Annotated in this window: 11 protein-coding genes; 4 read left to right on the top strand and 7 right to left on the bottom strand. The window is 53.5% G+C overall.

The window, feature by feature from the left end:
* Window positions 1–33: 33 nt before the first annotated feature.
* Window positions 34–738 (bottom strand): hypothetical protein, encoded by a 705-nt coding sequence (locus B5D63_RS07190; protein ID WP_143312798.1) that lies wholly within the window; start codon window positions 736–738, stop codon window positions 34–36.
* Between the two features lie 58 nt (window positions 739–796).
* Complete coding sequence (locus tag B5D63_RS07195) at window positions 797–1,624, bottom strand: glycoside hydrolase family 16 protein (protein WP_078668038.1); 828 nt, start codon at window positions 1,622–1,624, stop codon at window positions 797–799.
* A gap of 133 nt (window positions 1,625–1,757) precedes the next feature.
* Between B5D63_RS07195 and B5D63_RS07200 the strand changes: the two genes are divergently transcribed.
* Together B5D63_RS07200 and B5D63_RS07205 are read left to right on the top strand one after the other, a co-directional pair.
* Window positions 1,758–3,272, top strand: coding sequence for a glycoside hydrolase (locus B5D63_RS07200; protein ID WP_200816926.1), 1,515 nt, complete (start codon window positions 1,758–1,760; stop codon window positions 3,270–3,272).
* A 406-nt stretch (window positions 3,273–3,678) separates the two neighbouring features.
* Window positions 3,679–7,053, top strand: a complete 3,375-nt coding sequence (locus B5D63_RS07205; protein ID WP_078668039.1) for a M43 family zinc metalloprotease — start codon at window positions 3,679–3,681, stop codon at window positions 7,051–7,053.
* Between the two features lie 54 nt (window positions 7,054–7,107).
* Here the strand turns inward: B5D63_RS07205 and B5D63_RS07210 are convergent, their stop codons facing one another.
* Complete coding sequence (locus B5D63_RS07210; RefSeq protein ID WP_235021475.1) at window positions 7,108–7,695, bottom strand: histidine phosphatase family protein; 588 nt, start codon at window positions 7,693–7,695, stop codon at window positions 7,108–7,110.
* A 101-nt stretch (window positions 7,696–7,796) separates the two neighbouring features.
* Between B5D63_RS07210 and B5D63_RS34945 the strand changes: the two genes are divergently transcribed.
* Window positions 7,797–7,970: a hypothetical protein gene (locus tag B5D63_RS34945; RefSeq protein ID WP_159455920.1), complete on the top strand. Its 174-nt coding sequence runs from the start codon at window positions 7,797–7,799 to the stop codon at window positions 7,968–7,970.
* Window positions 7,971–7,974: 4 nt separating this feature from the next.
* Here B5D63_RS34945 and B5D63_RS07215 read toward each other — a convergent pair whose 3' ends face one another.
* Window positions 7,975–8,865, bottom strand: coding sequence for an NAD-dependent epimerase/dehydratase family protein (locus B5D63_RS07215; protein ID WP_078668040.1), 891 nt, complete (start codon window positions 8,863–8,865; stop codon window positions 7,975–7,977).
* 127 nt (window positions 8,866–8,992) lie between these two features.
* On the opposite strand from B5D63_RS07215, the gene B5D63_RS07220 reads away from it, so the two are divergent.
* Window positions 8,993–10,066: a class I fructose-bisphosphate aldolase gene (locus tag B5D63_RS07220; RefSeq protein ID WP_078668041.1), complete on the top strand. Its 1,074-nt coding sequence runs from the start codon at window positions 8,993–8,995 to the stop codon at window positions 10,064–10,066.
* Window positions 10,067–10,248: 182 nt separating this feature from the next.
* Here the strand turns inward: B5D63_RS07220 and B5D63_RS07225 are convergent, their stop codons facing one another.
* From B5D63_RS07225 to proB, 3 genes are all read right to left on the bottom strand, one after another.
* Window positions 10,249–11,547: an amidohydrolase gene (locus B5D63_RS07225; RefSeq protein ID WP_078668042.1), complete on the bottom strand. Its 1,299-nt coding sequence runs from the start codon at window positions 11,545–11,547 to the stop codon at window positions 10,249–10,251.
* 291 nt (window positions 11,548–11,838) lie between these two features.
* Window positions 11,839–13,086, bottom strand: coding sequence for a glutamate-5-semialdehyde dehydrogenase (locus tag B5D63_RS07230; protein WP_235021476.1), 1,248 nt, complete (start codon window positions 13,084–13,086; stop codon window positions 11,839–11,841).
* Between the two features lie 13 nt (window positions 13,087–13,099).
* Window positions 13,100–14,134, bottom strand: coding sequence for a glutamate 5-kinase (proB, locus tag B5D63_RS07235; protein WP_078668043.1), 1,035 nt, complete (start codon window positions 14,132–14,134; stop codon window positions 13,100–13,102).
* Between the last annotated feature and the right edge of the window lie 25 nt (window positions 14,135–14,159).

Raw genomic sequence — 14,159 nt, forward strand, 5'->3', positions numbered from 1 at the left:
ACATTTTTGACAGGGTGTGAATCCGTCAAACCTTTAGAAGAGAATATATTTTGCGTGGTAGTTATTGAACGGCACCAGCGTGTCCATCACCGGCAACGGCCGGATGGGGATCACGGTGTCGGTATGAAAAGTCTCCCGTTCTTCTCCGTCGTAAGGCTCGCCCGAACGGATATAGCGGCCGGTAGAGAGGTTGTACTCTTCGCTGATGATCATCCCTTGTCCATCGGATTCGGTACGGCTGTAACCTATCAGTTCAAAATGCTGGTGCTGGTAGCGGTAGAGGTATTCCGCGGTTCCGCGCAGCAATGATATCCTGACGGTGAGCACACCCTTGCTGACAAGCACGGAATCGAGGTTGATGGCGTCATGGGCCCCTTCGCCGCCATCCGGCAGTATGGCTGTTTCAGACGTCGCCGCCAGCTGATATTGGCCATCGGGCCGGCCAAAAAGCACCTGGAGGCGATAAGGCTTTTCGGCGGAGGTGGTGTCGTGCATCACCACCACGGAATCGCTGACATTGTCTTTGTTAAGATCGCCGGTGGCGGCACAGATAAAGACATTGTAAGGTGACGGCGGGGCGGTAGGAGGTGGTGCTGTTGGCGCAGCGGCTACCGGCGCGGTCGTCGTCGTTTGTGCGGTATCGTTAGTAGCGGTATGTTGGGGCCGGTTGTTGCAACCGGTGGTTATCAGCAGGTACATGGCGGGTAACCAAACAACCAGGGTAATGTATCGTTTCATCTTATCAGGTTAATGATTGATTCCCGCCAAACTACTGAAAATAATGGGGATGGCAAAGTTACTGGTACACCTTCACCCAGTCCACGATCATCTGCACCGGCAGGTCTTCCGGGTTTACCTTGCCTACCCAGTTGCCGCCAAGCTGCTGATCTATCAGGAGATAGAAAGGTTGGTCGTACGGCCATTGTGAAGGGTCTGCGCCTTCTACGCGCGGATAGGTGAATGTTTCTTTCCCGTTGAGCAGGAACACGATCTTGTCCGGGTACCAGGAGATACCGAAAACATTGAACTCGCCGTTGCGCAGGGCGGCTGTCCCGGAATGCGGCGGCTTCGTTGTTTGTTTCAGGTCCAGCGTATAGTAGGAGTGGGTAGTCTGGTAAATGATGCTGTCATAGTTCAGGTGTTCCATAATGTCGATCTCTCCGTTGCGGGGGTAGGCGCCGTATTTATTGTTTTCTGCCAGCATCCAGATAGCGGGCCAGGCGCCTTGTGCGCATTCCAGTTTGGCGCGGATTTCTATCTTCCCGTACTGAAAAGCGAATTTTCCTTTGCTGTAGATACCGCCGGTAAGGAAAGGCCTGGGGTCTTTAGCAGTATCGGGGGTGTTGATACCGCGGAGATACAGTTTCCCGTCTTTCAGGTCGTAGCAGCGGTCGTCGCTGGTCATGTGTTTGCCCCAGTCGGCGTTATTGCGGGGGATACGTGTCCATTTGCTGGTGTCCAGCGTAGAGCCGTTGAAGTTATCCTCCCATATCAGCTTCCAGGACTGTTGGGAACGGCCGTCCGGCTGGATGTAAAGATGTTGTTGCACACCTGTGGCGGGCCGGGTGGTGGTGCACGCCGACAACCCAGCCAGCAGTGCGGGAAACAAAAGCAGATATTTCATGGTTCACATTTGACGGGGCATTAAATTTTTGTTACGCGTCCCCGGTTTTTGTAAAAGTATAGTTTTTGTTAACCAAATAATCAGTAAATTATCCTCATTACCCTATTACCATAAAACCCAAATCCTCGTAACAATGAAAAAAAATCTGCCAGGCATTTCCCTGTCCTTACTGGCCATGGTATTGGCCTCCGCGTGTACCAAAAACATGCGGGACGATCTGCAAAGCACTGCCAACGGTAAACTGTCCAACGGCGTTGTGGCTGCCGCACTGGCCACAGACACCGCCAACATCACCCTGAACTGGGGCACTACCTACCAGCGCATAGAAGGCTTCGGCGCTTTTGCCGGCCGCGCCACTCCCTTTTTTGAATCGCCCAAACGGGACAGCATCATGAAACAACTCTGGGGCGCCGATGGGCTGCAGCTCAACATCGTCCGCGGTGAAGTGATGTATCATTATCCTTTCGACAAAACTACCGGCACGGTAACGATCCAGCCTGCCGGTACCAGCATCGACATGGATGTGACCAGCGCTGCTTACCAGGCGCTCAACAGTAACCAGAAAGCGCAGCTGGCGCAACTATGGATACTAAAGAAACTGAAAGAACGTCACCAGGTGCCCATCATGGTGGCCAGCACCTGGACACCGCCGCTGTACATGAAGACCAACACCTCCCAGGAGAGCGCCAAAAACTTCAACGGTCTTAATTACAACTGCTGCTCTACAGACTTCGCCAACTACGTTGCCGGTTTCACCAAAGCCTATCAAAACGAAGGTATTAACTTCTACGCGGTATCGCCGAGCAATGAGCCGGAAAACGTGTTCTCCGACTGGGCCGCTTCTTACTGGACAGCTTCCCACCTGGGACAATTTATCTCCAACAATCTCCGTCCGGCATTAAACGCCAAAGGACTTAATTCCGTGAAAATCATTTCTTCTGAAAACGCTGCCTGGGGTACGGCCAACAGCTTCCTGTCCGGCATGGACAAAAGCAATGTCGACATCCTCGCGGGCCACGGCTACGTGGAAATCGGTGACCTGATCCTCGGCAAACGGGGGCTGAACCAGGACCCTAAAACCTGGAACTATGCCACCGGCAACCGCCCTACCTGGATGACAGAAGCTTCCGACGACAGCGGCGTGTATGATAACACCATGACCGGTGGTTTAAAACTTGCTGTCAACATGCACAAGTTCCTCGCGGAATGTAACGTGAACGCCTATGTGTACTGGCTAGGTATGCTGGCCATCCGTAACAATGAATCGCTGATCTGCACCAACGGCGACGGCTCTCTCGACTATCCCAAAACGTACGATGTAATGGGACAATACTCCCGGTTTGTGCATGCGGGCTATTACCGTTTTAATTCCGCACTGGCCAACAACACTACCCTGAAAGTATCTGCCTGGAAGGATCCTGCCACTGGCAAATTCAGCGTGGTGATCGTTAATCCTGGCGGCGCTGAAACCCGCACCCGGTTGAAGCTCTCCGGCTTCGCCAGCAGCCAGGTCACGTCCTATCTGACCGCTGATAATACCACTGCGCACTGGCAGCAAAGCGCTCCACTGGCGCCGCAGGCAGATGGCAGCTTCGTAGTGGTAGTACCGCCCACCAGCGTAATTACCTTTACAGGAATAGCACAATAAAAGGTGAACAAAATCCCGGGATATAACGTCCCGGGATTATGTTAATATCTGCCCATAAGTCATCAATTTCAGGGCACCCTGTTATCCCATACTCTATTAAATTCGTGAAGTTGTAGTATGTTAGAGCACAAATCTATGAACCTGTGATATCAACCAAGTAAGAATCAAAATTGCTCTTGTTTTGCCTATGCCCGGCTCTCACCGGTATTGCCGGGTTGCGCTATCCTGATTGGCCATTATGAACCCATAAAAAACCACTGTATGAAATAGAATTCTTCCCTCTTCAGCGACACTTTGTGTCTGCCCTTATCCTGCTGCCTTGCGCGGCTATTACTACTATTACACATGCTGCCGTAGCACGCTGCTACGGATAGTATTCCTGTGTCCACCTCTTTAAACCAATTATATGTCACCTTTATCACGAAAGATAATAACGCTATTGTTATGTCTGTCGGCGAGCCATTGGACCATTGCACAGCAGAAGTCCCCGTTGCCGCCGCTTCCCGATCATTGTTCCTCTTCCAAAGCGATGGAGGACCTGTATAAAAAAAATCCCGCTTCCCGGCAGGCCGCTATCCGCCAGGAAGCGCAGATCAAAAAGATCATTGCCAGTATGCGTCAGCAAAGAGCTGCACTGGCAGGCCCTGTACAGTATACCATTCCGGTAGTATTTCACGTCAACGACCCGGTGAATCCCTATAAGGTAACGTTGGAACAGGTCCGCTCTGCGATCGACATCCTCAACCAGGATTATAACCTGCTGAATGCAGATTATTCCACGATCGATCCGCGTTTTATCGGTAATGCCGCCAACCTGCACATCACTTTCCGCTTAGCGGATATTGACCCGCAGGGAAATCCCACCAACGGCGTCACCTACCATTACAATGATCTGGACGGCCGCGCGCCGGACGGCACCGGTTCAGCCGTGAAAAGCGTCTCCTACTGGCCGGGCAACAAGTACCTCAACATCTGGATTGTGAGCGAAGTAGAGCAGAAAGGCGTGTACAACAATTCCGGATGGTCTTACCTGCCGGACGACTGGGTGGCCAACAACCACCTGGACGGTATCGTTTACAACTGGCGTTACCTGGGCGCTCCCGGCGTGGGCAGCTCAGAAAATGGCCAGGTCCACATGAAAAGAGTGCTGACCCACGAAGTAGGGCACTTCCTTAATCTGCAGCATACCTTTCAAAACGGATGTACGGCCCCCGGCGATGAGGTGGACGATACCCCGCCTACACAGTCCAACTTCGGTGGCTGCAACGTCAACGCCAACTGGTGCGGTGCGGTGGCCAACGTAGAGAACTATATGGACTACTCTAACTGCGCCAAAATGTTTACCACCGGACAGCGTGACCGTATGCTGGCAGCGCTCAACAGTAATGTGGCGCAGCGCAGTAACCTGTGGAGCGCTACTAACCTGGCCGCTACCTTGTTGCCCGACAGCGTTAAACGGCTGGTGCCCAACTTCACCCTCTTCAATGAAAGTGACGTTAATAATGGCGTAGTTACGGGAACGGATACACTGAAACTTGTGGGAGGTGCACAGTTTGCCGTGAGCAGCGGTACACTCACTGCCGGCACGCATTTTACCGTCCAGAATGTTCCTGCCGGCCTGACGGCGCAGCTACAGGTGGTGAACAATAAAACAGCCGTCCTGACCTTCACCGGTACAGCAAGCCAGCATACAGCGGCCAATAATGCTGACAGCGTAAAAGTTACTTTCCTGAACGCGGCTGTGCAGGGCGGAACAGGCTCCCTGTACCGCAACTATCTCGTGTTTGCTATCCACTTCATCGATCCGTATAAAATCATTTATACAGATATCAGCGATGTGGTGATCAACAGCGGTAATCCCTGGCTGTTCATCCGCTTCGGCGCCGGCGACGCGGAATACGGCGGCTGGTTTGATAATAACAAGCTCCGTTTCGAAACCTATGAAAAAGCGGCGGTCAGTGAAGGCGCTACCCGCAACATCACGCCGCTGGCGGCCAATACCAATATCAGCGATACGTCCAACTTCGTGGCAGGTGGTGCATATCCCAACGAACACGATATTTACAGTACCGCCTATACGAAGTGGGCCGGTAAAACGGCATACATCGGCCTGAAGTTCACGCTGAACGGCAAACCGCGTTACGGCTGGATGCGTATCAGCGTATCTGCTGACGGTACTAACTTCACCATCAGGGACTACGCCTGGAACCAGCAACCCAACGGCAGCATCCGGACCGGCGATGCCGGCAAAGCCACCCTGTCGTGGTCCAGAACAACTTTCCGGGAACCGCTGGTCAACGACGGCGCCATGCCCGATACCGCTGAAGTTGGCGTGCTGGGTAATACATTTGCCATCAGCTCGGGCAACTTCACCGCCAATACCCATTATACCGTCAGCAACCTGCCGGCCGGCCTGACCGCAAAACTCACTGCGGTGAATAATACAACCGCACGTTTGACCTTCACCGGCAAAGCCACCAGCCATACTGCTGCCAACAGCACCGCTGCCACGCTTACCTTCCTGCCGGCGGCGTTCAGCAATGCGCAGACGCCGGACAGCAGCCAGAAACAGCTGAACTTCAATTTCCGCGATCCATACCAGATCAAATACGTGGACGTGGATGACGCCACCTATACCATCAACGCTACCAACAACTGGTTCTATTTCCTCGTGGATAACAACGAAGATGCGGCCTACGGCCTGTGGTCCGACAGCGGTAAACTGCGGCTGGAGACCTATAAGAAACCGATGGTGTCTGAGGGTACTACCAGGAACATCTCTATGCTGGCTGCCAATACCGTGATCAGCGGTAGCTCCAACTTTGTGGCAGGCGGAGATTATCCGAATGAACACGATGTCACGACGGCCTCGTACACCGTATGGAAAGGCCAGACAGCCTATGCCGGGTTTACTTTCTCCTCCGGCGGCGAAAACTTCTATGGCTGGTTCCGTTTCAAAGTCAATGCTAACGGTAGCAGCTATACGCTGATGGACTATGCTTACAACACGATGCCGAATGGCAGTATCAAGGCCGGGCAAAGTTCCTCCACTCCGCCGCAGGATACCGGTTTCAAGGTGACGGACTATTGCACCGCCAGCACCGCGTTGAATTACAACTCCATCACCCGCGTACGCTTCGCCAATGTGGACAACAGTTCACAGTGGGACGGCTACAAAGACTTCACCGCACTCACGGCCAACGTGACCGCCGGTCAGTCTTATCAGCTGCAGGTCAATCTCGGCGTGGAATACTGGCCGGATATCTCCGTGGCGGTATGGATAGACTGGAACGGTGACAAACAGCTGAACGATACAACGGAAAAAGTATACGTGAAACGTGGCAGCGGTCCGTTTAGTCAAACCATTACGGTGCCCGCCAATGCGAAAAACGGGGAGACGCTGATGCGGGTGCGCATGGGCTATGGCAGCAATGTGAAACCTTGTGGTGTGGATAACTACCAGGGAGAAGTAGAGGACTACCGGATCAAAGTAACCGGAGGTTCCGCCCTGATGACGAAAGCAATGGTGGAGAAACCGGTGCTTACCGCCACCAGTCCGTTTAACGACCGTATACAGCTGTATTTCCAATCCAGCTATCACGGGCCGGTGATCGTGCGGTTATATGGCCTGGATGGTCATATCGTGAAAGAGCAGCGTGAGCAGGTGATCAAAGGCATGAACAGAATACAGGTAAACAGTCTGTCCACCTTGCCATCTGGTATCTACGTGGTAGATATCTCTCATGGCTTTGAACGCATCAGCGTAAAAGTGGTGAAGTAGTTCCTGACTGGCCAACCAATACCGGGCGTCTCATCTCTGGATGAGGCGCCTTTTTTATGAGGCGGATTCGAGGTGTTCCACGCAGTTGAACAGCGGGCATTCCCATTTGCCTTCTGTCAGTTCCAGGTGGGTAATGGAAGTATTTTTCATGGGTGGCGGCGGTGGCAGGTGGGGCAGGAGGTGCGCCAGCATCTGGCGGATAAAGCTGCCATGGGTAACGATCAGGATCTGTTTGCCTTTTTCGGCGGCTACAAGTTCATCGAGGAAAGACATGCCTCTTGCGAGTACAGACGCATTAGGTTCCATACCGAGGTCCTGCAGTTTCCAGTCAGGCCCCCATTTCTCGAGGCGTTCCGTTTCGGTGGTGCCTTCTATCAGCCCGCCGCCGGCTTCCCCGATGCGCTGGTCCTGCCAGATGGTGTCGATGCCCAGTTGTTCGGCGATAATAGCCGCTGTCTGCCGGGCGCGGATCAGGTGGCTGGAGCAGACGATGTCCCATGGCTGGCCGGCGAGGCGTAATCCCAGTTTACGGGCCTGTTCCAGACCTTCCTCATCGAGGGGAATATCGGAATAGCCCTGCAGGCGGCCTGCTTTGTTCCAGGAAGTACTACCATGACGAATAATTGCAATACGGGTCACCATAAATGTCTGCTCTTTTTTTCGGGTAGCAAAGATAAATAACCGCAGCCGTAAATTCAGGTTAATTAGACGAAAAGCGCAGGGATATTCCATATTTTTGCCATATGGAATCAATGATCATACCCGCAGAGAACAGCCCAAGGCCCGAGCAGACAGAAACACAGCCGATAGAGCCGGTAATTATTCACGATGGCTCCGGTGGTGCTTTTGAGGGCACGGAAACCGTATCAGAAGAGCGGGAGGAAGGACCGGAGCGGGAGAAGCCCCGGCCTTATTAATACATCAGTACCGATCGTTTTTGATGATCGTAGACAAGAGGTTGTTGTGTACCGGTAGCCAGCCCAGGTTATGCGCGGCCACTGAAGAAACGATGCTGTTGGACCCCAGTCCGAAATGCGCACCTTCCATGCCCCAGCGGTGTATAGCCTCTTCTATGGTGATGGAAGCGGTTTTTCCGCCGAACCCCAGCGATTTGCTGATCGCCACGGCGATCTCTTTCAACGAAAGGATACCATTCTCTGCGTAGTAGAAACTGCCGGAGGGCGCCTGTTCCAGCACCAGCAGGTACAGGTTGGCCAGGTCTTCGATGTGCACGTTGGACCAGCGGTTTTCGCCCGCGCCGATATATAGGCCGTGACCAGCTTCCCGGGCGGCTTCCGTCAGCATCGGTACTTGTACGGAGTCCTTCTTGATGCCGGTGCCTGTTCCGTATATCATAGTAGGACATATCACGCTGTAATGACCTTCGGCTGCCAGCACGGCCCTGTCTATCGCTACGCGCGCCGCTTTTTCCAGCCGCGGATTTTTCGGAATAAACGTATACGGCTCGATGGCCGCGTAGGCGCCCCGCCCCTTATCACCGGCGATGCTGGAGCCGGAAGTATGGATGAACTTTTTATCGCTGCCTGCCAGCGCCTCGAGGATAGTAGCCACCACATAAGGGTTGTCTGCCGACGCGGTGTTGATCACGGCATCAGCGGCAGCGGCCTCTCTGGCAATGACCGCTTCATCTTCCAGCGAGCCGGCAACAGGCTGGATACCCACAGCTGTCAACGCAGAAAAATCTTTTTCATTTCTTACCAATCCATTTACCTGGTAACCAGCTTTTAGCAGTCGTGCCGCCACGGACCCGCCGATATAACCGGTTACGCCCGTCATAAATACTGTTTTCATCGGTTGTTTGCTTTAAAAGATAGATGATCAAATATGGTAGAAGCGAGCGTCCGGCAGAATTTTCCTGGCGATATTTTTGTGCGGGATTAAATCCTTACTTTTAGTCTAACCAAAAAAAGATTCTGTTATGTTATCCTTGGAAAAAATCAGTGAGTTGCTGGGTAAAGATAGCGATATACTTTTACAACACGAAAGCAAGACCATCTCCAAAGACCTGCTGCATCTGCCCGGGCCGGACACGATAGACCGCATCTATCAGCCTACCAGCCGTAACCCGCAGGTACTGCGGAGCCTGGGGCAGTTGTTTAATACCGGCCGGCTGGCACGCACCGGTTATATGTCCGTCCTCCCGGTGGACCAGGGCGTGGAACACAGCGCCGGCGCCTCTTTTGCTAAGAATCCCGCTTATTTCGATCCGGAAAATATTGTGAAGCTGGCCATTGAAGGCGGTTGTAACGCCGTGGCCTCCACCTTCGGCGTACTGGCGTCGGTATCGCGCCGTTACGCACACCGCATTCCCTTCATCGTAAAGATCAATCATAACGAACTGCTTACCTATCCCAACAAGGCAGACCAGGTGATGTACGGTACCGTGCAGGAAGCCTGGAACCTCGGCGCCGCGGCGGTAGGGGCCACTATCTACTTCGGTTCCGACAACGCCGACCGGCAGCTGGTAGAGGTAGCGCAGGCCTTTGAACTGGCGCATGAGCTGGGCATGGCCACCATCCTGTGGTGTTATCTCCGCAACGACGCTTTCAAAAAAGATGTAGACTACCACCTGGCGGCTGACCTCACCGGTCAGGCCAACCACCTCGGTGTAACCATCCAGGCCGATATCATCAAACAGAAACTGCCGGAGGTGAATGGCGGTTACAAAGCCCTTAACACCGGCGCTTCTTCCTATGGTAAGCTGGACGAACGTATCTATACTGAACTGACTTCCGCCAACCCGATCGATCTTTGCCGCTACCAGGTAGCCAACTGCTACATGGGGCGTATGGGACTGATCAACTCCGGCGGCGCCTCACAGGGCGATGCCGATATGGCTGATGCCGTAAGAACAGCGGTGATCAACAAAAGAGCCGGCGGGGTAGGACTGATCTCAGGCCGTAAAGCTTTCCAGCGGCCGATGAAAGACGGCGCCGCATTGCTGAATGCTATTCAGGACGTATACCTGAACCAGGAAGTGACGATTGCATAACGTAGCGCCGGCTGACCGGGATTACGGCATGCGTGATTTTGCGGTTAAAGATGCCGATGGTAATATACTGGCGTTTGCGACAGAAAGTTGCGGTTAAATGAAGTTCCGGAAACATACACGAAAAGGGCGCCTCCTGTGCCAGGGGCGCCCTTTTCATTCCGGTCATGGAAAATTGTTTCCTGCTATTTTTTAGCCAGCTGTGAAGAATTGCCCATGATAGTAAGCATGGACACTACACCTACTTCCGTTCCAAAGGGAAGCGCGCTCATGTCAATTTTAAAATTACCGTTGTGGGCATTGAATGGAAGTTCCCGCTTTTGCCATGCCGTTTCAAAATCTTTCCTGTTGGCAACGCCTACCTGCACATAACAATATTCAGGAGCGGGGGTGATTGGCCTTACCAGGTGATGGAAATCTTCAGAACCCATGACAGAGGGAAGGATCGTTTCATCCAGCAGCATCATGGAGTCTGATGTTATCAGGTGCTGTTTGAAAGATTCCTGTAAGGTTTGGGTGAGCAGAGTGGAATTAACCAACGGCTCTGCCCATCCTTTAAAAGTATGGGTAGGCGTATCTTTTTCTGGCATACCATATGCGCGGGAGATACTTCTGTTTATACGGATAATGGATTGTAACATGGTATCTCTGTCAGCATGATTAAACCAGCGAAGATTGATTTTCAATACAGCTGTAGCGGGGATAACATTATTGTCCAGCCCCGCCTGAACGGAGCCAACGGTCAATACTGCTGCATTTTTGGGATTTATGCCACGACTGATAATTGTCTGATATTGCATGATGGCAGTTGCGGCCATCACTACCGGGTCTTTGCAGAAATTGGGCGTGCTGCCATGCCCGCCAACACCATGAAAGGTAACGTCCAGTTGGTCTGTTCCGGCCATCCTGGCGCCGGTGGCAGCGGCTACCATGCCCACAGCTACCGGCGCTGTGTGGATGCCAAACAGGTATTTCGGTTGGGGGATCTTATACTTCGTATACATGCTGTCCTGGGTGACCATCGCTTCCGCTCCCAGGATAATTTCTTCTGCCGGTTGGCCGATGAAAACAATTTTACCTTTCCATAGATTTCTATGGTCATGCATGAACTTGGCCACCGCCAGCATCCAGGTAGTATGGGCGTCATGTCCGCAGGCATGCATGACCGGTGTCTTGGAGCCGTCCGCCAGTTGGGCAGAGTCCCTGCTGGCGTAAGGTACGTCTGCCGTCTCGTATACGGCGTTGCAATCCATGTCTGCCCGGTACATGACAACAGGGCCCGGGTCGTTTTCCATTATTCCGGCCACTCCCGTTCCGCCAATTTGTGTGATAACCGTATCACAGCCATAGGCTTTTAGCTCGGCTGCAACGATTTTGGCCGTGTTGACTTCGTGGAACCCCAGCTCCGGATGCTCGTGGATATGCTTGAAAAGGGAATCAAAATGTTGCTGGTCCCGGGCAATATCTTGTCTAATCACAGACATGTTCAGTCCATTTTTGCGTTGCGCATTTGTGTGGTGAATGCCCATAAATAGCGCGCAGATAATAACAGTAAAGAATAATCTTGTTTGCATAATAGTTATTAAAGAGGGTGATTGAAATAAACGGGGTGTTTGGCAGATGTAAACAAAGATTATTCTCAAAAGGTTGAGTTTGCCGGAATAAATGTGTCCGGAAGAATTGCCCGGGGGACAAAAAAATCTGGGCTGGCCTGGAAATGCAGGTCAGCCCGGGAGGCAAATTTTATAGCAGCTTGTTATCAGTGCAGGTGAAGGTTATGGACGTACCTGTCCGCTCCCGTACACAAACCATTTCTCTGTCACCAGTTTTTCCAGCGCAAAAGGTCCGCGTGCGTGTAACTTCTGCGTGGAGATGCCTATCTCTGCGCCGAGGCCGAACACACCACCGTCGGTAAAACGGGTGGAGGCATTGACATATACCGCTGCCGCGTCTACCGTATTCAGGAACTGCTCGCTCACGATAGGATCTCGGGAGATGATGGCTTCCGAGTGGCGGGAAGAGAACGCCTGGATATGCGCCAGCGCAGCCTTTGTATCGGGCACTATTTTGATGGAGCATTTGAGCGACAGGAATTCGCGTCCGAAGTCTTCCGGGGCTGCGGGGTGCAGTTGAGGATATTGTTGTGCTTCGAGCAGGGCGTAGGCTGCAGGGTCGGCGTAGATATCTACGTTATGTGCAGCCAGTTGCGGCGCCAGCAGGGCGATGAAGTCGGAGGCGACAGGTTCTTCCACCAGTACGGTGTCGAGTGCATTACAGACGGAGGGGCGGGACACTTTAGCGTTGGTAACGATAGCGGCGGCCTGTTCCAGGTTGGCAGAGCGTTCCACATAGGTGTGGCATACGCCGGCGCCGGTCTCTATCACTGGTACGCGGGAGTGTTGCCGCACGAAGTCGATCAGCTGTTGGGAACCACGCGGGATGATAATATCGATGTATTGGGACGCGGTGAGCATTTCCGTGACCAGTGCGCGGTCGACAGGCAGCAGCTGTACCGCGTTTTCGTCGGTATGGAAAGCGCGCAGCGTGTCCTGTATCAGGGATACTAGGAGGGTGTTGGTGTGGATGGCATCGGAGCCGCCACGCAGTACGCATACGTTGCCGGAGCGGATGCAGAGGGCCGCCACGTCTACCGTTACATTGGGGCGTGACTCGTAAATAACGCCCACTACGCCGAGGGGGACTGTTTTTTTCTGTATCAGCAATCCGTTGTCGAGTTGGTTTTCCAGCAGCAGCTGATTGGCGGGGTCCGGGAGCCGTGCGATGTCCAGCAGGCTGGCGGCGAGGCTGCGGATACGCGGGGTGTTAAGCAGCAGCCGGTCTTTCTTGGGATCGTCGTCGGGCATCGCGTCCAGGTCTTTCTGGTTCTCCGCCATGATAGCGGCGATGTTGTCAGTAAGGGTGAGGGATAGTGCCTGCAGGAGCGCCTGTTTCTGTGCATCGGGCAGCGTACGGATAGATGCCGTAGCCTGCCGGGCCTTCTCTAAAAGGGGTTGAATCGTCATGATACAATTACATTTATAACAGCACAATATCATCGGCGTGTGCCACTTCCGTGTTTTGTGCTTTTTGATTTGTTTCCAGTATATCGGAGGATATCTTGGCCCTGCCTACGGCGATGGCTATATTTTCTTCGTTGACAATTTCTATCACCTCGCCGCATTCAAACTTCTCCAGCACTTCCTTCACGCCTACGGCGAGCAGGCTGTGACGCTTCTCCAGCGCCTGTTGCGCGCCGGCATCTATCTGTATCCTGCCGGTTACCAGGCTGCCGCTGGCCAGCCATTTTCTGCGGGCTGGCATACTGCAGGACTGTGGCAGGCAAAGGGTACCTGTTTTGCCTGCAATGGCATTGAGGATACCGTCATGCGTGCGGATACCGAAGATCACCACGCGGATGCCCATGCGGGTGGCCAGCCGGGCGAAGGTTAGTTTGGACACCATGCCGCCCAGGCCCAGCGCAGACTTCTCCTTGTCGGCCAGGGAGAGGGCTGTTTTGTCGATCACGTCGATCTGTGGTACCACCTTGCCTTCACGGTCCAGCACACCGGCAACGCTGGTGCTGAAAAGCAGGAGGGAGGCGCCGAAACCGACAGCGATCAGCGTGGCCAGTTCATCGTTGTCCGAGAACTTCAGCTCCAGGCTGCTCACCACGTCGTTTTCGTTGGCGATAGGAATGATATTGCTGGCCCACAGCTCTTCATACGTCCGTTTCAGCTGCAGGAACTGGTCCCTGTTGGAGAAATGCTGCCGCTCGCACAGGCTCTGCGCCACAGCGATATTGTAGGGCGCAAAATAGCGGCTGTATTTACTCAGCAGCAGCGGATTACCGATGGCGGCAGCGGCCTTGCGCTGGCTGATAGTGCCCTCATAGGCTTTCAGGTGTTGTTTGCCGGCGGCCACCGCACCGGAAGAGACCAGCACGATATGGTACTGCTCATGCAGCTCCGCCACCTGCCGGGCCACACCGGCGATCACCGTCTCGTCCAGGTCGCCGTTGGCATGCGTGATAGATGCCGTACCGAATTTTATGACTAGTATTGGTTTGCTCAAAAGCTTTCGTTTTAAAGGCTAAAAT

This window comes from Chitinophaga eiseniae (genome assembly GCF_900167135.1).
GTDB lineage: Bacteria > Bacteroidota > Bacteroidia > Chitinophagales > Chitinophagaceae > Chitinophaga > Chitinophaga eiseniae.